This window comes from Microbacterium sp. NRRL B-14842, assembly GCF_050470785.1.
Genome location: NZ_JBFLUM010000001.1, coordinates 190,547 through 210,805, shown reverse-complemented (window position 1 = coordinate 210,805; position 20,259 = coordinate 190,547). Strand labels below are relative to the sequence as shown.

18 protein-coding genes are annotated in these 20,259 nt (G+C 72.8%); 9 read left to right on the top strand and 9 right to left on the bottom strand.

The window, feature by feature from the left end; all coding sequences use genetic code 11:
• Nucleotides 1–132 precede the first annotated feature (132 nt).
• The 4 genes from AB1285_RS00995 to AB1285_RS00980 all read right to left on the bottom strand — a co-directional run bounded on the left by AB1285_RS00995 (nt 133) and on the right by AB1285_RS00980 (nt 4,636).
• On the bottom strand, nt 133–1,050 hold the full coding sequence (locus AB1285_RS00995) for a sugar phosphate isomerase/epimerase family protein (protein WP_292794943.1): 918 nt from the start codon (nt 1,048–1,050) through the stop codon (nt 133–135).
• Complete coding sequence (locus tag AB1285_RS00990; protein WP_292794945.1) at nt 1,047–2,267, bottom strand: DUF993 family protein; 1,221 nt, start codon at nt 2,265–2,267, stop codon at nt 1,047–1,049. The genes AB1285_RS00995 and AB1285_RS00990 overlap by 4 nt, the downstream gene beginning before the upstream one ends.
• The gene (locus tag AB1285_RS00985; RefSeq protein ID WP_280567301.1) at nt 2,264–3,433 is read right to left on the bottom strand and encodes a Gfo/Idh/MocA family protein; all 1,170 of its coding nucleotides are present in this window, start codon (nt 3,431–3,433) and stop codon (nt 2,264–2,266) included. The genes AB1285_RS00990 and AB1285_RS00985 overlap by 4 nt, the downstream gene beginning before the upstream one ends.
• A 102-nt stretch (nt 3,434–3,535) precedes the next feature.
• On the bottom strand, nt 3,536–4,636 hold the full coding sequence (locus AB1285_RS00980) for a substrate-binding domain-containing protein (protein WP_292794948.1): 1,101 nt from the start codon (nt 4,634–4,636) through the stop codon (nt 3,536–3,538).
• A 186-nt stretch (nt 4,637–4,822) separates the two neighbouring features.
• Between AB1285_RS00980 and AB1285_RS00975 the strand changes: the two genes are divergently transcribed.
• Together AB1285_RS00975 and AB1285_RS00970 are read left to right on the top strand one after the other, a co-directional pair.
• Nucleotides 4,823–5,836, top strand: coding sequence for a hydroxyacid dehydrogenase (locus AB1285_RS00975; RefSeq protein ID WP_313366537.1), 1,014 nt, complete (start codon nt 4,823–4,825; stop codon nt 5,834–5,836).
• Complete coding sequence (locus tag AB1285_RS00970; RefSeq protein WP_313366536.1) at nt 5,833–7,791, top strand: DUF2264 domain-containing protein; 1,959 nt, start codon at nt 5,833–5,835, stop codon at nt 7,789–7,791. The genes AB1285_RS00975 and AB1285_RS00970 overlap by 4 nt, the downstream gene beginning before the upstream one ends.
• A gap of 3 nt (nt 7,792–7,794) precedes the next feature.
• Here the strand turns inward: AB1285_RS00970 and AB1285_RS00965 are convergent, their stop codons facing one another.
• Nucleotides 7,795–8,760: a LacI family DNA-binding transcriptional regulator gene (locus tag AB1285_RS00965; RefSeq protein WP_313366570.1), complete on the bottom strand. Its 966-nt coding sequence runs from the start codon at nt 8,758–8,760 to the stop codon at nt 7,795–7,797.
• Between the two features lie 106 nt (nt 8,761–8,866).
• Here AB1285_RS00965 and galT point away from each other — a divergent pair, with 106 nt between their 5' ends.
• The 3 genes from galT to galE are packed head-to-tail and all read left to right on the top strand — an operon-like array spanning nt 8,867 to nt 12,259.
• Entirely contained in the window at nt 8,867–10,054 is a 1,188-nt protein-coding gene (gene galT, locus AB1285_RS00960) for a galactose-1-phosphate uridylyltransferase (RefSeq protein ID WP_313366535.1), read from the top strand.
• Entirely contained in the window at nt 10,051–11,235 is a 1,185-nt protein-coding gene (gene galK, locus AB1285_RS00955) for a galactokinase (protein ID WP_313366534.1), read from the top strand. Before galT ends, galK begins: the two co-directional genes overlap by 4 nt.
• A gap of 46 nt (nt 11,236–11,281) precedes the next feature.
• Nucleotides 11,282–12,259, top strand: coding sequence for a UDP-glucose 4-epimerase GalE (gene galE, locus AB1285_RS00950; RefSeq protein ID WP_292797446.1), 978 nt, complete (start codon nt 11,282–11,284; stop codon nt 12,257–12,259).
• A 2-nt stretch (nt 12,260–12,261) separates the two neighbouring features.
• Here galE and AB1285_RS00945 read toward each other — a convergent pair whose 3' ends face one another.
• From AB1285_RS00945 to AB1285_RS00935, 3 genes are read right to left on the bottom strand one after another with little or no spacing between them, the layout of a single operon-like run.
• Nucleotides 12,262–13,587 (bottom strand): MFS transporter, encoded by a 1,326-nt coding sequence (locus tag AB1285_RS00945; RefSeq protein WP_292797443.1) that lies wholly within the window; start codon nt 13,585–13,587, stop codon nt 12,262–12,264.
• The gene (locus AB1285_RS00940) at nt 13,584–14,513 is read right to left on the bottom strand and encodes a polysaccharide deacetylase family protein (protein ID WP_292797440.1); all 930 of its coding nucleotides are present in this window, start codon (nt 14,511–14,513) and stop codon (nt 13,584–13,586) included. The genes AB1285_RS00945 and AB1285_RS00940 overlap by 4 nt, the downstream gene beginning before the upstream one ends.
• A 19-nt stretch (nt 14,514–14,532) precedes the next feature.
• Entirely contained in the window at nt 14,533–15,678 is a 1,146-nt protein-coding gene (locus AB1285_RS00935) for an ROK family protein (protein WP_187662465.1), read from the bottom strand.
• A gap of 224 nt (nt 15,679–15,902) precedes the next feature.
• On the opposite strand from AB1285_RS00935, the gene AB1285_RS00930 reads away from it, so the two are divergent.
• A complete protein-coding gene (locus AB1285_RS00930; RefSeq protein ID WP_268777081.1) occupies nt 15,903–16,430 on the top strand; it encodes a GNAT family N-acetyltransferase in 528 nt (175 codons plus the stop codon).
• A gap of 12 nt (nt 16,431–16,442) precedes the next feature.
• On the opposite strand, the gene AB1285_RS00925 is transcribed toward AB1285_RS00930, so the two are convergent.
• Complete coding sequence (locus AB1285_RS00925; RefSeq protein WP_280567277.1) at nt 16,443–17,891, bottom strand: gamma-aminobutyraldehyde dehydrogenase; 1,449 nt, start codon at nt 17,889–17,891, stop codon at nt 16,443–16,445.
• A 99-nt stretch (nt 17,892–17,990) separates the two neighbouring features.
• On the opposite strand from AB1285_RS00925, the gene AB1285_RS00920 reads away from it, so the two are divergent.
• From AB1285_RS00920 to AB1285_RS00910, 3 genes are read left to right on the top strand one after another with little or no spacing between them, the layout of a single operon-like run.
• Entirely contained in the window at nt 17,991–18,458 is a 468-nt protein-coding gene (locus tag AB1285_RS00920; protein WP_025105441.1) for an Lrp/AsnC family transcriptional regulator, read from the top strand.
• Nucleotides 18,459–18,484: 26 nt separating this feature from the next.
• Complete coding sequence (locus AB1285_RS00915) at nt 18,485–19,888, top strand: NAD(P)/FAD-dependent oxidoreductase (RefSeq protein ID WP_259953362.1); 1,404 nt, start codon at nt 18,485–18,487, stop codon at nt 19,886–19,888.
• On the top strand, nt 19,885–20,235 hold the full coding sequence (locus tag AB1285_RS00910; protein WP_259953361.1) for a cupin domain-containing protein: 351 nt from the start codon (nt 19,885–19,887) through the stop codon (nt 20,233–20,235). Before AB1285_RS00915 ends, AB1285_RS00910 begins: the two co-directional genes overlap by 4 nt.
• Nucleotides 20,236–20,259 lie beyond the last annotated feature (24 nt).

Sequence of the window (20,259 nt, the reverse complement as noted above, 5' to 3'; positions counted from 1 at the left end):
CGGGCCGTGCATCCGGGAACGGCCCGTGCATCCGGGAACGGGTCGTGCATCCGGGACCACGCCGGGACCAAGGAGGGGCCGGAGACGAGGGACCGGGACCAAGGAGGGACCGGGGATGGGCGTCACCGGGGCTCACAGGTGGGGGGCGACCGCCGTCGCGAAGGCCTCGGCCGTGCGCCGGACCACACGGGCCGGGTCGTCGGCCCAGACGTCGGCATGGAAGATCTCCACCTCGATGTCGCGGTCGTAGCCGGTGTCCTGCACCGCCCGCGTGAGGGTGCCGAAGTCGATCACTCCGTCCCCCGGATAGTGCCGGGAGAGCAGGGGGTCTGCGGCGAGGGGGGTCTTCCAGTCGCACACCTGGTACGTGGCGATGCGCCCCTCCCGTCCGGCCCTGGCGATCTGGTCGAGCACCTGCGGATCCCACCAGATGTGGAACGTGTCGACCGCGGCACCGACCACGGAAGGGTCGAAGTCCGCGGCGATGTCGAGCGCCTGACCGAGGGTGGAGACCACGGCACGGTCGGAGGCGTACATCGGATGCAGCGGCTCGATCGCAAGGGTGACCCCGGCGGCGCGAGCGTCGTCCGCGAGGGCGCCGATGGCGTCGCGGACACGCTCACGCGCCCCGACGAGGTCACGCGACCCCTCGGGCAGACCGCCGGCGACGAGGACGAGCACCGCGGTCGAGCCCTCCGCACCGGCCGCCGCGAGGGTGGCCGCCTCCTCGATCGCCCGGCGGTTGTCGTCGAGCGCGGCGTCACGCTCCGGACCGGGCGGAAGCGTGAAGAAGCCCCCGCGGCAGTGCGTCGTGAAGCGCAGGCCGGAGTCGGTCAGCATGCGGGCGGCGACATCGAGTCCCACCGCCTGCACGGGCTCCCGCCACAGGCCGATGGCCTCGACCCCCGCCGCCGCCGTGACGCGCAGGGCCGTGGCGAGGTCCGCGTGCTTCACGGTGGCCTGGTTGATCGAGAGCCGCGGATGCGGCACGGTCCCGACGCCGGGTGTCCGGGACTCGCGCTCCGCCGCCAGGCTCCGGGGGGCGGTCATGCGTCCACCCCGTTCAGCCGGAGCAGGCCGTGCCATCGCTCCCGGGCGAGCTCCGGCCGCTCCAGGGCGAGCGCCCCGTTCGCCAGCTCGACGATGCGGCTGAGGTGCGGCAGGCTCCGTGCGGAATGCAGCCCCCCGACCATCTGGAACGCGGGCTGATGGCCGTTGAGCCAGGACAGGAAGGCGACCCCGGTCTTGTAGTAGTAAGTCGGTGCCGCGAACACCTGCCGACTCAGCTCCTCCGTCGGGCCGAGGAGGTCGAGGTACCGCTCCGGGTCGTTCGCGTCGAGGGCCTGGATCGCGGCGGAGGCCACCGGGGCGAGCGCGGCGAACGCGCCGAGCAGCGCATCCGAGTGACCGCGCGACGCGGACCCCTCGGGCGCGGCAGCCCCGGTCAGGCTGTCCCCGCCGATGAGGCCGACGTAGTGGAAGTCGTCGCCGGTGAACATGCGCACGCCCTCCGGCAGCCGCTCGCGTACCCACACCTCGGAGTCCGCGTCGAGCAGGCTCATCTTCACCCCGGCGACAGCGGCGCGGTTCTCGCCGATGATGTCGAGCAGCACCCCGGCGGCCTCCTGCCACGCGGGACCACCGCTCCCGGCGGGCGACGAGGGCGCGAAGTAGCCCGCGAGCTCCGGGTCGAACGCGGTGCCGAGCCAGTGCAGCACGACGGGGACCGACGCGCGAGAGAGCACCTCGCGGTAGACGCGGCGATAGTCGTCGGCGGTCTCCGCGACCCGAGCCAGGTGCCGCGAGGCCATGACCACCGGCCCCGCCCCCTGCTCCTCGGCGAAGTGCAGCTGCTCGAGATAGGCGGCGATCACCTGATCGAGCGAGATGCGCTCCTCGTCGACATGATCGGTGTTGACCCCGACCACGACCGTGCCGCCCTCCTCGCGGGCGACCTCGGCGCTGCGGGCGATGAGCTCGCGCACCGCCGCCGCATCCAGCCCCATGTTGCGCTGCGCGGTGTCCATCGCGTCGGCGACGCCGAGACCCCACGAGTACACGTTGCGGCGGAAGGCGAGGGTCGCGTCCCAGTCGATGTCGGCCGGCTGTCCCGGGGTGTTGTCCGCGTGGACCTTCGGGACGACGTGCGCGGCGGCGTAGGCCACCCGGCTGCGGAGCGGGCCCTCCGGCCGCGTGACACCGGCGACCTCGCGGAGCTCCGTGTCGGCGGTGCGGCCGTCGGCGGCGAGCAGGCGGAGGGTGGTCATGCCTCGTCCAGGGTCAGGGGCTCGAGCACGATCTTGCGTCCCTCGGCGCTGGACGCGAGTCCGGCCTCGGCGAACTGGACCCCGCGCGCGCCGGCCAGCAGGTCGAACGGGTAGTCCGTCCCGAGGGCGAACGAGGTGAGGTACTCCTCCCACTGCTGCCGGAAGCCGTTCCGGAACACGTCGTTCGTCGGCACCTGCTGCCAGTCGGCGTCGTAGTCGTGGCTGTCCTCCAGGTCGGGGTTCCACACGGGCTTGGGCGTGGCGTTGCGGGGCTGGATCTTCGCACCGAACAGTCCGACGACCGCGGAGCCGTGCGTGCCGTCGACCTGGAACTCCACGAGCTCGTCGCGGTTCACCCGCACGGTCCACGAGGAGTTGATCTCGGCGATCGCCCCGCCGTCGAGCTCGAAGATGCCGTACGCGGCGTCCTCGGCCGTGGCCGTGTAGTGCTCGCCCTTCTCGTCCCAGCGGTCGGCGATGTGCACCGCGGCCTGCGCGTAGACGCTCTTGACCTCGCCGAACAGGTTCTCCAGCACGTAGTTCCAGTGCGGGAACATGTCGGTGATGATGCCGCCGCCGTCCTCGGTGCGGTAGTTCCAGCTCGGACGCTGCGCGGGCTGCCAGTCGCCCTCGAACACCCAGTAGCCGAACTCGCCCCGGACGGAGAGGATGCGGCCGAAGAAGCCCGAGTCGATGAGACGCTTGAGCTTCTGCAGCCCCGGGAGGTAGAGCTTGTCGTGGACGACGCCGGTCTTCACACCGGCGTCGCGGGCGAGGCGGGCGAGCTCCAGAGCCTCGTCGAGCGACTCGGCCGTGGGCTTCTCGGTGTAGATCGCCTTGCCGGCGGCGATGGCCTTCCGGATCGCGGATGCCCGGGCCTTCGTGACGAGGAAGTCGGCGTAGATCTCCCACTGCGGGTCGGCGAGGGCCGCGTCCAGATCGGTCGTCCAGTCCTCGATGCCGTGCTTCGCCGCCAGTTCGGCCAGCTTGGCCTCGCTGCGTCCGACGAGGATCGGCCGCACGGTCACGCGGCTGCCGTCGGGGAGCTCGATCCCGCCGTCGTCACGGATCGCGAGGATCGACCGCACCAGGTGCTGCCGGTATCCCATGCGCCCGGAGACGCCGTTCATGATGATCCCGATCTCGCGGGTGGGGGCCTGTGCCATCTCGGTCCGTTCCTCTCGGTGGAAGCTGTCGGCGCTGACAGGAGAATGTTGGTAAGCGCTTTCCGAGATCATGGCATGAGACGCTCGACCTCGCAACCGCGCCTAACGCGGAGGGGCCGTGCTCGCCCGCACGTGCAGCGCCGGGGCGACCTCCACGCGCTCGGCGGGCCGGGTGGTCCCCTCGCGCAGCCGATCCCGGAGAAGCTCCACCGCGCGGCGTCCGACGTGCTGCTTGGGCGGCCGCAGCGCGGTGAGCGGAGGGGAGCCGTGCTCCGCGACCTCGTCGTCGTAGGCGATCAGGGAGAGGTCGTCGGGCAGCCGCCAGCCCGCATCCTGCAGATGTTGCTGGAGCAGGAGCGCCTGCGGGTCCGAGTGCACGAGCAGCGCGGTCGTGCCCGTGTCACGGATCTCGGCGAGCACCGAGGACACGACGTCCGCCTGCGCGGGCCCCTCCATCCGGTCCAGCGCCGCATCGCGATCCACGCCCACCGCGAGACCGAGCTCAGCGACCGCCCGCGACCAGCCCTGCCGGAGCCCGGCGGAGGTCGGCGACTGCGGCGACGTGAGCACCCCCACCCGCCGGTGCCCGAGTGCGGCGAGGTGCCCGGCGGCGAGCGCACCCCCGAACGCGTGGTCCGTCGCCACGGTCTGCATCCGGGTGAGGGCGAGCGCGGGCGGGGTCCGGCGCTCGACCAGCACGACGGGAACCGGGAGCGTGTCCAGCCACGAGAGCAGCGCGTGTCCGTCGGCCCCTTGCGTCTCGGGGGCCACGATGAGGCCGTGCACGGTTCCGGATTCCAGGAGCGCCGCGATCTGGCGACGCTGGTCCTGCGCGGCGTAACTGGCCCCGCGGAGCACGAGCTGCACCCCGGTCTCCACCCCGGCGCTCCGGGCGCCGACGACGACCTGCGGCCAGTAGTAGCTCAGCGACGGCACCACCATGCCGATGCGGAACTGCGGCCCGGGAAGGGCAGCGCGGGCGACGGTCGTGTCCAGCGCGCTCCGCAGCACTGCTCCCCCGTGCACCCTGGTCAGCAGTCCGCGGTCCGCCAGCGCGGTGACGTCGCGACGGATGGTGAGCTCGGCCACCCCGAAGTCACGGGCGAGCTCGGCGACGCGCACGGCGCCGGTACGGCGCAGCTCGTCCAGGATGCGCTCGCGGCGGGAGAGGCCGAAACGCGGGGTGGGACGCTCTTCGGTCACACGATCCTCCCGACGTGCCGCACATCTTCGAGGGTGATGCGGGGGATCAGCATCCGGCTGCCTTCCGTGTACGAGTGTGTTCGATCTGGATGGTTCCTGTTCGATCACGTTGCCTGGGCTCGAACGCACAGTCTTCACTGGAACGGCACGCTTCGGCAAGCGCATACCCGAGACCCGCGGAGACTCATGGCCCACCGACCGTTCACCATCGCCGCCCTCTCCACGGAGGCGTGGGACCTCGTGTTCGACGACGCTCGGCGCGCCCGTCTGCGGACGCTCGTGGCCCCCGGCGCCCCGCTGCACACGCCCGCGCTCGACGCGGCCGCCGCGGCCGACCGCGTGTCAGGGATCGAGGTGCTGGTGACGGGCTGGGGCGCCCCCCTCCTGGACGCGGCCCTGCTCGACCGGCTCCCCCGACTCCGCGCGGTGTTCCATGCGGCGGGGAGCGTGCGCGGCGTCGTGTCCGACGCCTTCTGGGAGCGCGACATCCTGCTCACGTCCGCCGCCGAGGCCAACGCGGCCCCCGTCGCCGAGTACACACTCGCGATGATCCTGCTCTCCGGCAAACGCGCCCTCCTCCCGCTCCGCGGGGACGACGCACAGCGCGACCTGCGCATCGGGCCCCGCGTCACCGGCCGCATCGGCAACCTCGACCGCACGGTGGGCATCGTCGGGTTCTCCCGCATCGGGCGCCGCGTCGTCGACCTGCTGCGGCCCTTCCCCGGACTGCAGGTGCTCGTCGCCGACCCGTACGCGGACGCCGAAGAGGTGGCCGCGGCGGGCGCCCGGCTCGTCCCACTCCACGCCCTGCTCCCCGCCGTCGACCTGCTCTCCCTGCACGCACCGGCGCTGCCCGCGACGCGGGGGATGATCGGCCGCGCGCAGCTCGCGGCCCTGCGCGACGGCGCCACCGTGCTCAACACCGCGCGCGGTGCCCTCCTCGATCACGACGCGCTGCTCGCGGAGTGCGCCTCCGATCGCCTCGACGCGATCCTCGACGTCACCGATCCGGAGCCGCTTCCGCCCGACCACCCGCTGCTGCACCTGCCGAACGTCGCGGTCACCCCGCACCTCGCCGGCTCGCTCGGCACCGAGGCGCACCGGCTGGCCGACGCCGCCCTCGACGAGCTCGAGGCGTGGGTGGTCGGCCGTCCGCCTCGACACCCCGTGCACCGCGCCGACCTCGCGCACAGCGCATGACGATCCTCGCGCTGCCTCCGGAAGACCGGGCGCTCTCCCCGCACACGGGATGGACGCGCGCGCACCTGATGACGGTGGCCGATGCCATCCTCGACGGGGCCGCCCGTCATGCGAGCCCGGCGGGCGCGGGCATCCGGTACCCCGGCGCCCCTGGCGGCTTCGGCGCCGCGGTCGACGCGCTCGAGGGCTTCAGCCGCACGTTCCTGCTGGCCGCGTTCCGCATCGCCGGCGACCCACGCGGCACAGAGTCGCTGGCCGAGCGGTATGCCAGAGGGCTGGCGGCAGGTGTCGATCCGGCCGGTGCCGAACGGTGGCCGCGCCCCGACGAGGTCGACCAGGCGAAAGTCGAGGCCGCGGCGCTCGCCCTGGGTCTGCACCTCACCCGCGACACGGTGTGGGCGCGCCTGGACGACAGCGCCCGGACCCGCACCGTGGACTACCTGGCGGCCGTCGTCGGTGGGAGCCATCCGCCGAACAACTGGGCCTGGTTCCGGGTGCTCGTCGAGCAGTTCCTGGAGAGCGTCGGCGGGCCGTCCTCCGACGCGGACCGCGCAGCCGACTTCGCGCTGCTCGACGGCTTCGAGCGGGACGGCGGATGGAGCGCGGACGGCGCCGCCCGATCGTTCGACCACTACGCCGGCTGGGCGCTGTCGTTCTACCCGCTGCTCTGGGCGGACATGGTCGGCGACGAGCCGCGCCACGCGGATCGCATCGCCCGGTATCGCCGGCGGCTGGACGCGTTCCTCGACGACGCGCTGCACCTCGTCGGCGCCGACGGAGGACCACTCATCCAGGGCCGCAGCCTCACCTACCGTTTCGCGACGGCCGCCGCGGCCGGGGTCGCGGCGTTCTCCGGCACCTCGCGGCACGACCCCGGCCTCCTGCGCCGGGCGGTGAGCGGTCAGGTCCGGCACTTCACCGACCGCGGTGCGCCGGATGCGACCGGAGTGCTGCCACTCGGCTGGCACGGCGCCTGGCGTCCGCTCGCCCAGGACTACTCCGGCCCCGGCTCTCCGTACTGGGCGGCGAAGGGTCTCCTGCCGCTCGCCCTGCCCGCGGCGCATCCGTTCTGGACGGCCGTCGAACAGCCCCTGCCGATCGATCGGGGTCCGTTCACCCGCGTCCTCATCGCCCCGGGGTGGCTCGCGACGGGTACCGCGGACGGCATCGTGCGTGTGGTCAACCACGGCACCGACCACCGGATGCCGGGTGCCCACCAGCCGGATGCGCCGTTGTACGCGAAGCTCGGGTACTCGACCGCGACAGCGCCCGTGCTCGCCGGCCCCGGAGTCCGTGATCCGCTCGACGGCACGGTCGCCGTGGTGCGTGGCGGCCGAGCGAGCCATCGCTCCGGCTTCGCGACCGGAGCGCTGCGGAAGGTCGACGACGCCGTGCTCGGCGGCTCCTCCGGCCTCGTGCACTGGCACGACGGCTTCCGCGCGGAGTTCGATGTCGGCGGAGGCGGCGCGGCCGCCGAGACCACGGTCGGCCCCATGGTCGACGTGGTGTCGGCGCTCCGCGGACCGTGGGAGGTGCGGCTCGTGCGGGTCCGGGCGGGCGCGGGGACGGACGGGGTGATCCGCGACGGCGACGTCCTCCGCATCGGCGGCTGGGCGCTGTCCTCCCCGACGGTCGTCGAGACCGGCCCCGCGGTCGTCACCGCCGCCCTCGCCCTCGGCGGCGAGACGCAGAGCCGGGTCATCGGACTCCTCGGAGTCGACGGTGCGACCGCGGGGGTCCGACGGGAACGGGACGCGACCCCGCTCGGCCCGGAGACCGCCACCCCGTGGCTCTCGGCGGCGGTGCGGCCGGACGTCTGGATGGCCGTCGGCGTGCTTCTCGGGAGTTCCCCCGGCGTGCCGCAGCTCGACCTGCAGGCAGGCGACGCGGCGGTGTCCTGGCCGGACGGTGCCACGACACGCTTCCGCCCCGAGGAGTTCCTTCCGCGGGGGTGAGCGTCAGGGGCGTGCCGTACTCGCGCGCTCGACGAGCCGAGTCGGCACCACCACGGGCGCGGCGGGATCGGTCGCCGCCGCGTCGCCCTCCACGGCGGCGATGAGCGCTGTGACCGCCCGCTGCGCGAGCGCCGGGAAGTCCTGGCGGATCGTCGTGAGCGGCGGGAGGAAGTTCGCCGCTTCCGGGATGTCGTCGAAGCCGACCACGCTGACATCGCCGGGGACCGTGCGTCCGGATTCCGCCACCGCGCGCAGCAGCCCGAGCGCCATCTGGTCGTTGGCGCAGAACACCGCCCTCGCCTGGGCCAGGGCCGCCCCCGCGGCGAAGCCGGACTCCGCGCTCCAGTCCCCGCGCACGACCGCCGGAGGCGTGAGACCGGCAGCCGTCAGAGCCTCGCGCCACCCGCGCTCGCGCTCGGCTGCGGCGAACGAGTCCGCCGGTCCCGCGAGGTGGTGGACGGTCTCGTGCCCCGCGGCGAGCAGGTGGCGCGTGGCAGCCTCTGCTCCCGCGGCGTGATCGCTGTGCACCACGATCGCTCCGGCTCCTGCGGGAGCGTCCACGACGACAAGACGCAGCTCCGGCGGCAGAGTGGCGGCAGGGACCAGCGCCGAAGCCTCGTTCAGCACGAGGGCACCGTCGACACCCTGGTCGGCGAGCCGGGCGAACGCCGGGTCCACGCCGTCCGCAGCCGTGACGACCGTGAGCGCATAGCCGCGTTCCGCCGCCGCCTCGGCCGCGGCCTGCAGCATCCGGGAGTTGCCGACCGTGGCCAGGGTGGTCACGACGAGACCGAGGGTGTGGCTGCGACCGGTGCGCAGCGCCCGCGCGGCCCGATGCGGCCGGTACCCCAGTTCGGTCATCGCGGCCTCGACCCGCGCCCGCGTCTGCGGGTCCACGCGCGGACTGCCGTTGACGACGCGGGAGACGGTCTGTCCGGAGACACCGGCTCGCGCCGCCACAGTCGCCATGGACACGCGGGCGGACACCGACGCCGACAGCTTCCGGGCCACGGGATCCTCCGTTCACAACTCCGTCATGTTGACGTTAGCACGCAGCGGCACCTACCATGTTGACGTGAACACGCCCGAATCTCCTGAGTTGCGCACGGAGCGTCTCGGCGCCGGGGTCGTCAAGCGCCCGACCACCCTCGCCGACGGCCGTGAGCTCATCTACTACGACGACCCGGAGACGACCCTCGGCGCGGAACGGTCGGTCGACGCCCGCACCCTCGCCCCTCGACCCGACACCGCGACCATGCGGCTCGACGTTCTCACGGGCGACTGGATCACCGTCGCCGCCAACCGCCAGAACCGCGTGATGATGCCGGGAGCCGACGCCGACCCGCTCGCGCCGCAGACGCCGGCGAATCCGTCCGAGGTGCCGTCCCGGTACGACGTGGCCGTGTTCGAGAACCGCTCCCCCGCATTCGGCCCCGCTCTCGCCGAGCCCGTCGGCACCGCCCCCGGGGCGACGAACCCCCCGCGCGGCCTCGACGACCTCACCGCCCTGGGACTCGGGCGCACCCGCACCGCCGTCGGCCGCTGCGAGGTCGTGTGCTTCAGCCCCGAGCACTCCGGCTCCTTCGGCACCCAGACCGCGACCCGCGCCCGCACCGTGATCGAGGCCTGGGCCGACCGCACCGCCGCTCTGTCCTCCCTGCCCGGGATCCAGCAGGTCTTCCCGTTCGAGAACCGCGGCGAGGCGATCGGCGTGACCCTCCCCCACCCGCACGGGCAGATCTACGCGTACCCCTACGTGACCCCGCGCACCGCCCGGGTGCTGGAATCCGTCGACCGCACCGCACCCGACCTCTTCGCCCGCATCCTCGCCGAGGAGCAGGCGTCCGAGCGGGTGGTGTTCCGCGGCGAGCACTGGACCGCGTTCGTGCCCTTCGCGGCGCGGTGGCCGCTCGAGGTGCACCTCATGCCGCATCGGCACGTGCCCGACCTCGCCGAGACCACGGCGGAGGAGCGCGACGAGCTCGCCCCGCTCTACCTCCGTCTCCTCCGCGGCGTCGACGCGCTCTACGACAGCCCCACCCCGTACATCGCCGCGTGGCACCAGGCTCCGGTCCACGTCGGCCGCGAGAGCGTGCGCCTGCACCTGCAGCTCACGAGCCCCCGCCGCGCCGCCGACAAGCTCAAGTTCCTCGCGGGCTCCGAGGCCGCGATGTGGGCCTGGGCCGCCGAGGTCGCCCCCGAGCAGGGGGCCGCCCGACTCCGCGAGGCCCTCGCTCGCGCCGACCAGGAAGCCTCCGCATGACCTCCGCACACGACGCCGCCGTCGACCTCTTCGCCGCCCTCGCCGGGCGCACGCCGGACGGCGTCTGGTCCGCCCCGGGGCGCGTGAACCTCATCGGCGAGCACACCGACTACAACGACGGCTTCGTGCTGCCGTTCGCGATCCCGCAGCGCACGGTCGCCGCCGTCCGCCACCGTGCCGACCGACGGCTCCGCGTCGCCTCGACCTTCGCGGACGAGCCGGTCGAGATCGCTCTCGACGACCTCGACCGCCTCTTCCCCACCCCGCCCGGCACGGCGCCCGCGGTGCCGGAGTGGGCGGCGTACCCGCTCGGCGTCGCCTGGGCCCTCCGTGCGGCCGCCCCCGCGACCGCGGCCTCCGGCCTGGACATCGCGATCGCCTCCGACGTCCCGGTCGGGGCCGGGCTCTCGTCGTCCGCCGCGATCGAGGGCGCGACGGCCACGGCACTGAACGAGCTCTGGGACGCCGGCCTCGACGCGGTCGCCCTCGCCCGGATCGGACGCACGGCGGAGAACGAGGCCGTCGGCGCGCCCACCGGCATCATGGACCAGATGGCCTCGATGCTCGGGGAGCCCGACGCCGCGATCTTCCTCGACTGCCGCTCTCTCGCCGCCGACGTCGTGCCGCTGGGCATGGCCGACGCCGGCCTCGCGGTGCTCGTGATGGACACCCGCGTCACGCACGCGCACTCCACCGGCGGCTACCGGGAACGCCGCGCCGCATGCGAACGCGGAGCCGCGATCCTCGGAGTGCCCGCGCTGCGCGACGTCGCCGTGGCCGACCTCGCCCGCGCCGAGAGCCTGATGGACGACATGACCTTCCGCCGCGTGCGCCACATCGTCACGGAGAACCAGCGCGTGCAGGACACGGTGGCGACGCTGCGCACCGCGGGCGCACGCGGCATCGGCGACCTCCTCGTCGCGTCCCACGCGTCGATGCGCGACGACTTCGAGATCTCGACGCCGGAGCTCGACGCCGCGGTGGAGACCGCCCTCACCTCGGGGGCGGTGGGTGCGCGCATGACCGGCGGCGGCTTCGGCGGCGCCGCGATCGCCCTCGTCGACCGCGGTGCCGTGCCTCACCTCGCCGACGCGGTGCGGGGGCGGTTCGCCGCCGAGGGCTTCGTCGCCCCGCACCTGTTCGAGGTCAGCCCGTCCGCAGGTCCGCGCCGCGACGCCTGACACAATGAAGGGTCGAGCCGCCACCGCCGCGGCAGGAGAGGAACGCATGTCCTGGATCGTCACCGGCGGCGCCGGCTACATCGGTGCCCACGTCGTCCGCGCTCTCGCAGAGGCCGGTCTCTCCCCCGTCGTCCTGGACGACCTCTCCAGCGGCGTCGCCTCCTTCGTGCCGGAGGGCGTGCCCTTCGTGCAGGGCAGCATCCTCGACCGCGCCCTCGTCGAGGAGACCCTGCGCACGCACGAGGCGGAGGGCGTGATCCACGTCGCGGGCTACAAGTACGCCGGCGTCTCGGTCCAGCGCCCGCTGCACACCTACGCCCAGAACGTCGAGGGGACGCGGATCATCCTCGAGGCGATGGCGGCGGCGGGCGTCGCGAACATCGTCTTCTCCTCTTCGGCGGCCGTGTTCGGCACCCCGGACGTCTCCCTCGTCGTCGAGGACACCGCCAAGAGGCCCGCGAGCCCCTACGGCGAGTCGAAGCTCATCGGCGAATGGCTGCTCCGCGACCAGGCGATCGCCACCGCCGACTCCGACCGCCCGCTGCGTCACACCTCGCTGCGGTACTTCAACGTCGTCGGCTCGGCCGACCCGACGGTCTACGACGTCAGCCCGCACAACCTCTTCCCCATCGTCTTCGAGGCGCTGATCGAGGGCCGCACCCCGAAGATCTTCGGCGACGACTACGACACCCCTGACGGCACGAACGTGCGCGATTACGTGCACGTCGGCGACATCGCCGCCGCCCACGTCGCCGCAGCGCAGCGCCTGGCCTCCGGCGCACCGATCGAGCCCGCGTACAACCTCGGCTCCGGCGACGGCCTCAGCGTGAAGCAGATCATGGATGCGGTCGCCCGCGTCACCGGCATCGACTTCACCCCCGAGGTCGGCCCTCGCCGCCCCGGCGACCCGGATCGGATCGTGGCGACCGGCGAACTCGCGGCGCGCGACCTCGACTGGACCATGCGCTACACCGTCGACGAGATGGTGCGCACGGGCTGGGAGGCCCGCCGCGCCGCCGGCTGACCTCAGAGGTCGCGCGTGCGGATGGGGTAGAGCCAGAAGCACAGCCATCCGACCGCGGTGAAGCCCAGGGGGATGACCGCCAGCATCAGCCGGATGCCGCCGTCGACGGCCTCCAGCTGCGCGTCGCCGAGCCCGGCGTCGAAGCCCGTCGCGGTCAGCACAGCCGCGGCGACGATCGCCTGGAGGACCACGGAGCCGCGCACGACGAACCCGTTCACGCCGAAGTACGCACCCTCGCGACGGTGGCCCGTGCGATGCGCGTCGTCGTCGATGATCTGGGCGAGCACGACCTCGAGGAGCTGCAGCAGCCCGCCGACGCCGACGCCGACCGCCACCCCGACGAGAGCCGCCGCCCCCACCGACGTCGGGACCAGGTAGCCGAGCACCGCGACCCCGAACACCGCGACGCTCCACAGCAGCGCCGTGCGCGGGGAGGTGCGCCGGACCACCGCGCTCCACAGCACGATCGACGGGATGGCCGTGAGGAAGATGGCGCCGAGCAGGAGGCTGCCCTCGCCCTCGGCCGCCCCCAGCGAGTAGCGGACGTAGAACGGGACGGCGGCGAGGATCACGGCGATCGAGGTCTGCACGCAGAGCGAGCCCAGCACGTACGGCACGAAGGCGCGGTTGCGGAACGTGTAGACGAGCTGGTCCCGCCAGCGCATGGCCTCGGAGGCGGCCTCGGGCACCCGGCGCTCGATCATCCCGCCGAGGAACGACCACACGAGCAGCACGAGACAGACGCCGGACAGCACGAGGGCCATCCCGGGCCAGCCGATCGCGTCGTAGAGCGCGGGGGCTCCTGCCGTGCCGAGCACCATGCCGAGGATCGCGAAGATCTGCCGCGGCACGTTCCCGCGGGCGCGCTCCTCCGTGGTGCGGAAGATCTCCGGGAACAGCGCCGAGATGTTCAGCACCACCACGACGAAGGCGATGTCGTAGACCGCGACGACCACGAGGAACCACACGATGAGCCCGGCCGCCGGGAGCGCGGGCGGCATCCAGACGAGGGCGAACGCGACGACGAGCGGCACGATGCCGAGCCCGATCCACGGGATGCGGCGGCCCCACGGCGTGCGGATCCGGTCGGAGAGCGCCCCGACGACAGGGTTGAGCGCCGCGTTGAGGATGCCGTGGGCGATCATCGCCGCCGCCACCCACCCCGCGGGGACGGCGAGGTGCGAGACGTAGAAGTACACGACGAACGCCGAGAACGTCTGCGTCATCAGCTGCGTCGGGAACCCGGAGGCTCCGAAGGCGATGGTCTGGGAGCGGGTGGGAGCGGCGTCGAGACGGCGGTCGCGCAGCCGTTCGCCGAGCGCCGTCACCGGGCGTCTCCCCGCTGCAGCTCCCGCAGCGCGCGCCAGCCGACGCGGACCAGACCCTCCTCGACGATCGTCTGCTGCACGAGCGGGTCGTCGAGCAGCCGCAGCTCGTAGCCGCGTTTGGCCGCCGCGAAGTCCACCGCGGCGCGCAGCTCCTCGCCGTCGGCCATCGGATGCAGGTAGATCTCGGTGACACCGGGCGGGACGGCGCGCAGCACCGCGAGGAACCCGTCTCGGACCTGCTCGTACGACTCCTCATCGGCGGTGCCCTCGCCGCGCAGCTCGAACGGGTGCGTCCAGAGCCGATCGACGATCTCCACGCCGAAGGCATCCGCCACCGCCGCCGCCTCGGTGAGCTTCGCCTGCAGCATCGGATCGGCGTCCGCTCCCTCCATCTCGCGGGGCAGGCGGAAGGGGAGGCCGTGCCGGGCGGCGAGGTCGAAGACGGCGCGCAGGAAGTCCCGGCCGGTCAGCAGCCCGTAGACGGAGCCCATGTGGTTGTCGAGGTGGGTCACGTCGACGCCGGCATCGAGCGCCGCCTGCAACTGCGCGGCTATCTCGGCGGCGACATCCTCCTCCGACGCGTGCTGCTCCACGGTCGCGACGTCGGCGGGGAAGAAGCCGTCGGCGTCGACGAGGGTCGACGAGCCCGCGGTGAGCGGACGCCACCGGTATCGGCGCCACTCGCTCGTGAGGACGAGGTGCACGCCCACGTCGAGGTCCGGGTGCGCGGCGGCGAAGGCGAGTGCTTCCGGGGACCAGGCGCAGGGCACCATCACCGTCGCCGAGTCGATCCGCTCGCGGAGGAGGAGTCCGGAGATCGCCGCGTTCGCGGCATGGCACATCCCGAAGTCGTCGGCGTTGAGGATGACCGCCCTGGCACCGGACGGCAGCCCGAGTCGGTCGGCGAGAGCGGAGGAGGCGGTCATGGCGTGTCCTGTCGGGCGGTCAGCGGCCGGTGGCGGGTGCGCGGGAGGGTGTGAGGATCCGGGTGAAGACGTCGGCGCGGAGCGCGGAGGCCGCCTCACCCACAGCTCCGACGAGCGGCGCCTCCGGACCGAACGCCGAGGCGAGGAAACGGAGCGGCAGCTGCGCGGCGAACTCGTCCGCGACCCGCTCGATCGCATCCAGGAGCGCCGGGTGCACCGCCTCCCCGCCGAGGATGAAGGCCTCGGGATCGAGCACGAGGGCGACGCTGCCCGCCGCGAGGAAGAGCCGTCGTCCGATCTCCGCGACGAGGGCCTGCGCCGCCTCGTCTCCGCGTTGCGCCGCCTCCAGGTGGGCGAGGAAAGGCGCGTCGACATCCAGTCCGAGCCCGAGGGCGAGGTCGCGCACCACCGCGGCGCCCGCGACCGGGGCGCCGATGGGCACCGGCGTCTGCGGGAGGTACATCACCTCGCCCGCCACTCCCGAGAACCCGCGATGCAGCGCCCCGTCGATCACGATGCCGGCGCCGAGGTCGTCGTCGAGCAGCAGCAGCGCGAAACTCGCGAGGTCGATGCCGACGCCGGTGGTCGACTCGGCGAGCGCGGCGAGGTTGACGTCGTTCTCGACGCGGACCGGGCAGTCGAGGGCTGCCGCGAGAGCCGAGCGGAAGGCGCCGCCGTCCGGTCCCTGGTCGTCGCGGATCGCACCGTCCGACGCGACGATGCCGGGCACTCCGACGACGGCGAGGTGGAGCGCGCCCTTCACGGATCGGCGGCAGGCCGCGACGAGGGCGGCGATGTGCGCGACCCGGTCCTCGCCCGCGGGGAAGGCGCCGTGCCGTTCGGCTCTGATGGTGCCGGTCGCGTCGACGAGGACGACGTGGGCGGCGTGATGGTCCACGTGCACGGCCGCCGCGACCCCGAGGGCGGGGTGCAGAGCGACCCGGCCCGCCGCCGGTCCGCGGGTGTCGCGGTCGACCCCGGCCGCAGTGACGGCTCCCGCGGCGTCGAGCATCCGCAGTACCTGGGTCACGGCCGTGCGGGAGAGGCCGGTCGCCGCCATGAGCTCGGCCCTGGTCTGCGGTCCGCTCCGGGCGAGGCGCTCGAGGATCGCGCGGCCGTTGAGCGTGCGGAGCAGGGTCTGCGGTCCTGCGAGGGGTCGTGACATGCGGCGGAACCTCTGGGGGGTCGATTCTCGTGCGGAGTCGGTGCCCGCCAGCCTGCCACATCGCGTCGCACCCGTCGACCCGTCCTTCCCGGCTGCGTCGCCTGCACGACCCGGGCACGGCCGCACGACAGAACCCGGGATTCCTCCCCACAGACGCACCCGTGTCGTGCAGGTGTGACCGGGGAACCCGGAAGGACGTCGGCGGGCCCGCATAGGGTGGAGGGATGACGCCCCTGGTGATCCGAGACGCCGTCGCCGACGATGCCGAGGCCGTGGCCGGAGTGCACGTGCGGTCGTGGCAGGCGGCCTACGAGGGCCTCATCGACCAGGAGGTGCTGGACGGGCTGTCCGTCTCGGAACGGGCCGACGGGTGGCGCCGCATCTTCGCCGATCCGTTGCCCACGAGCCTCGGAACCCTGGTCGCGGAGCGCGACGGCACCGTCGTCGGCTGGGCGTCGTTCGGCTCTGGTCGCGACCCCGACGGCTTGGACGATGCCGAGCTGTACGGCATCTACGCCGACCCGACCGCGTGGTCGACGGGGGCGGGGCATGCCCTCCTCGACGCCGCCGAGCAGCGCATGATCGATGCCGGCCACACCCGCGCCTACCTCTGGGTCCTCGACGGCAACGACCGCGCCGACGGCTTCTACGCCCGGCACGGGTGGGAGCTCGACGGGGCCACGAAGATCGATCAGCGCCCGCAGTTCACGCTCCGGGAGCACCGCCGCGTCAAGCTCCTCGCCCTGCGCTGAACGACCGCCGCGTCAGTCGAGCGCGCTCATCACGTGCTTGATCCGGGTGTAGTCGTCGAAGCCGTACTGCGACAGGTCCTTCCCGTATCCGGAGTGCTTGAACCCGCCGTGCGGCATGTCCGACACGAACGGGATGTGGGTGTTGATCCAGACGCAGCCGAAGTCCAAGTCGCGGGAGAAGCGCATGGCCCTGGTGTGCTCCCGCGTCCACACCGAGGCGGCGAGCGCGTACGGCACGTCGTTCGCCATCGTGAGCGCCTCCTCCTCGGTATCGAAGGGCTGCACGGTGAGCACGGGTCCGAAGATCTCGCCCTGCACGACCTCGTCGTCCTGCTGCACGCCGGTCACGATGGTCGCCTCCCAGAAGTAACCGCGGTCGCCCTGCCGCCTCCCACCGGTGGCGATGGTCGCGTGCGCCGCAAGCCGGTCGATGAAGCCCTGCACCTGAGCGAGTTGGGCCGCGCTGCTCAGCGGTCCGTACAGCACGCCCTCTTCGTCCGGCACCCCGGTCCGCGCGTGCGTGCGGGTCCGCTCCACCAGTGCGGCGACGAGCTCGTCGTGCATCGACGCGTGCACGAGCACCCGGGTCGCCGCGGTGCAGTCCTGACCCGCGTTGAAGAAGGCCCCGGTGACGATGCCCTCGACCGCCTTCTCGATCGACGCGTCCGGGAAGACGATCGCGGGCGCCTTGCCGCCGAGCTCCAGGTGCACGCGCTTGACGTCGTCGGCCGCGGAGCGGGCCACGGCCATCCCCGCCCGCACCGAGCCGGTGATCGCCACCATCTGCGGTGTCGGATGCTCGACGAGGGCCGCTCCGGTCTCGCGGTCGCCGAGCACGACGTTGAGGGTGCCCGCGGGGGTGTGCGCGGCGACGATCTCCGCGAGCAGCAGCGTGGTGAGCGGCGTGGACTCGGCCGGCTTCAGCACGACGGTGTTGCCGGCGGCGAGCGCGGGAGCGATCTTCCACACCGCCATGTTCAGGGGGTAGTTCCACGGCGTCACCTGCCCGATCACGCCGATCGGCTCCCGGCGCACGAAGGAGGTGTGCCCGGGGAGGTACTCCGCGGCGGCTCGACCCTCGAGGCTCCGCGCGGCCCCGGCGAAGAACCGCAGCTGGTCCACCGACTGCAGGATCTCGTCGGCGACGAGCGTCGCCCGCGGCTTGCCGGTGTCCTTCGACTCGAGGTCGGCGAACTCCTCGGCCCGCGCGGCCATGTCCTCGGCGATGCGGAACAGGGCGAGTTGGCGCGCAGACGGCGGGGTGTCCCGCCAGGTCGGGAACGCCGCCGCGGCCGCGGCATACGCGGCATCCACGTCGGTGCGGTCGGAGATCGGGATCTCGCCGTAGGCTTCCTCCGTCACCGGATCGATGAGCGGCAGGCGCCCGCTCCCCGATGCGGTGACGGCGCGACCGCCGATGAAGTTCTGCAGGGGCACGGTCATCGTCGACGGTGAGGACATAGCGCCATGGTAGCCATCCGAGCGCGGAATCTGTAGCTTTTCGTCCACAGATCGACGGAATCAGTTGCGCAGGGCGGGTCAGAATGTCACGATCGGTACATGAGTCCGAAGACGCCTCCCCCCGCCCTCGACGACATCTCGAAGCGCATCGTCGAGTTGCTGCAGGAGGACGGGCGGCGTCCCTATGCGGAGATCGCCCGCGAAGTAGGGCTCAGCGAGGCCGCGGCCCGCCAGCGCGTGCAGCGCCTGACCGAATCGGGTCTGATCCAGATCGTCGCCGTGACCGACCCGCTGCAGCTCGGCTTCCACCGCATGTCGATGATCGGGATCCGGGTGTCCGGCGACCCCCGCGCGATCGCGGAGGAGCTCACGGCGATCCCCGAGCTGGCGTACGTCGTCGTCACCCTCGGGACGTTCGACATCCTCGTCGAGGCGGTGTGCGAGGACGACGACCATCTGCTCGACCTCATCGCCACCCGCATCCGCACCATCCCCGGCATCATCCAGACGGAGAGCCTGCTCTACGCCGGCCTCTACAAAGACCTCTACAACTGGGGAACGCGCTGACGCGCTCCCCTCGCATCGGAGTGAACATGGGCACCACGGTCTTCGAACGCCGTCGTCCTTCGCAGTCCGTCGTCGACGACGCCCTGCGCGACACGGCCCTGTCGGTCTTCTGGCTCGACGACGTCGAGCGGCCCGCGCATCCGCCGCTGCGCGGCACCGTGCACACGGACCTCGTGGTCGTCGGCGGCGGCTACACCGGGCTCTGGACGGCCGTGCGCGCGAAGGAGCGGGATCCGGAGCGGAAGGTGGTCCTCCTGGAGGCATCCCGCGTGGCCTGGGCGGCATCCGGGCGCAACGGCGGCTTCTGCGAGTCCAGCCTCACGCACGGCCACGAGAACGGCGTGAACCGCTGGCCCGAGGAGATCGACCGCCTCGAGGAGCTGGGCCACGAGAACCTCGACGGCATCGCCGAGACCGTGCGGCGGTACGACATGGATGCCGAGTTCGAGCGGACGGGCCAGCTCGCGGTCGCCGTGGAGCCGCATCAGGTCGAGTGGCTGCGCGAGGAGGAGGGCTTCCTCGACCGCGAGGCGGTGCAGGCGGAAGTGCATTCCCCCACGTTCCTCGCCGGCGCCTGGGATCGGGAGGGCAGCGCTCTCGTGCACCCGGCGAAGCTGGGCCTGGAGCTCGCACGGGTGGCCGTCGAGCTCGGCGTGGAGATCCACGAGCACAGCCTCGTCCGGCGGATCGAGGGCGCGGACTCCGGTCCGGTGACCCTCGTCACGGAGCACGGCCGGGTGACCGCCGACGCGGTGGCGCTCGCGACGAACGTGTTCCCCTCGCTCCTGAAGCGCAACCGCCTCATGACGGTCCCGGTGTACGACTACGTGCTGATGACGGAGCCGCTCTCGGCCGAGCAGCTCGCGTCCATCGGCTGGCGGAACCGTCAGGGGCTCGCCGACAGCGCCAACCAGTTCCACTACTACCGGCTCACCGCCGACGACCGGATCCTGTTCGGCGGCTACGACGCGGTGTACCACTTCGGCGGCAAGGTGCGCCCCGCGTACGAGGACCGGATGGAGAGCCACCGGCGCCTGGCCTCGCACTTCTTCACCACCTTCCCGCAGCTCGCCGGCCTCCGCTTCACGCACCGCTGGGCCGGAGCCATCGACTCCTCCAGCCGATTCTGCGCATTCTTCGGCACCGCCCGCGGCGGTCGGGTCGCCTACGCCACGGGGTTCACCGGACTCGGGGTCGGGGCCGCCCGGTTCGCGGCCGATGTCATGCTCGACAAGCTCGACGGCGAGGAGACCGAACGCACGCAGCTGCGGATGGTGCGCGAGAAGCCGATCCCGTTCCCGCCGGAGCCCGCCGCGTCCGTCGGCATCAACCTCGTCCGCGCCGCGATGGACAGGGCCGACCACAACGAGGGGCGCCGCAACCTGTTCCTGAAGACGCTCGACGCCCTCGGCATGGGCTTCGACTCGTGACCACGCTCACCCCAGGAGCCGTCGTCGACGCGGGGAACCTCGCGCTGACGCACGCCCCGCTGCCCGACGAGGACGTCCGCGACGGCGCACCGACCACGGCCTACACGGTGCTCGACGATGCCGGCGGGATCGAGATCGGCGTCTGGGAGATGACGCCGGGCACGGCGGTGGACGTCGAGGAGGACGAGGTGTTCGTCGTGCTCTCCGGTCGCGCGACCGTGGCGTTCACCGCACCCGCGCTCCCGCCCGTGGGACTCGGCCCAGGGTCAGTGATGCGGCTCACGGCCGGCATGCGGACGGTCTGGACCGTGAACGCGACCCTGCGGAAGGTCTCGATCGGGATCTGACGGCTCGTGCCGAGCGCGTCCCAC

Bases quoted from the DNA above. Each gene is read 5' to 3' on its own strand.
- AB1285_RS00995 (WP_292794943.1), bottom strand. From the start codon at position 1,050: ATGACCGCCCCCCGGAGCCTGGCGGCGGAGCGCGAGTCCCGGACACCC.
- AB1285_RS00990 (WP_292794945.1), bottom strand. From the start codon at position 2,267: ATGACCACCCTCCGCCTGCTCGCCGCCGACGGCCGCACCGCCGACACG.
- AB1285_RS00985 (WP_280567301.1), bottom strand. From the start codon at position 3,433: ATGGCACAGGCCCCCACCCGCGAGATCGGGATCATCATGAACGGCGTC.
- AB1285_RS00975 (WP_313366537.1), top strand. From the start codon at position 4,823: ATGGCCCACCGACCGTTCACCATCGCCGCCCTCTCCACGGAGGCGTGG.
- AB1285_RS00970 (WP_313366536.1), top strand. From the start codon at position 5,833: ATGACGATCCTCGCGCTGCCTCCGGAAGACCGGGCGCTCTCCCCGCAC.
- AB1285_RS00965 (WP_313366570.1), bottom strand. From the start codon at position 8,760: ATGGCGACTGTGGCGGCGCGAGCCGGTGTCTCCGGACAGACCGTCTCC.
- galK (WP_313366534.1), top strand. From the start codon at position 10,051: ATGACCTCCGCACACGACGCCGCCGTCGACCTCTTCGCCGCCCTCGCC.
- galE (WP_292797446.1), top strand. From the start codon at position 11,282: ATGTCCTGGATCGTCACCGGCGGCGCCGGCTACATCGGTGCCCACGTC.
- AB1285_RS00940 (WP_292797440.1), bottom strand. From the start codon at position 14,513: ATGACCGCCTCCTCCGCTCTCGCCGACCGACTCGGGCTGCCGTCCGGT.
- AB1285_RS00935 (WP_187662465.1), bottom strand. From the start codon at position 15,678: ATGTCACGACCCCTCGCAGGACCGCAGACCCTGCTCCGCACGCTCAAC.
- AB1285_RS00930 (WP_268777081.1), top strand. From the start codon at position 15,903: ATGACGCCCCTGGTGATCCGAGACGCCGTCGCCGACGATGCCGAGGCC.
- AB1285_RS00925 (WP_280567277.1), bottom strand. From the start codon at position 17,891: ATGTCCTCACCGTCGACGATGACCGTGCCCCTGCAGAACTTCATCGGC.
- AB1285_RS00920 (WP_025105441.1), top strand. From the start codon at position 17,991: ATGAGTCCGAAGACGCCTCCCCCCGCCCTCGACGACATCTCGAAGCGC.
- AB1285_RS00915 (WP_259953362.1), top strand. From the start codon at position 18,485: ATGGGCACCACGGTCTTCGAACGCCGTCGTCCTTCGCAGTCCGTCGTC.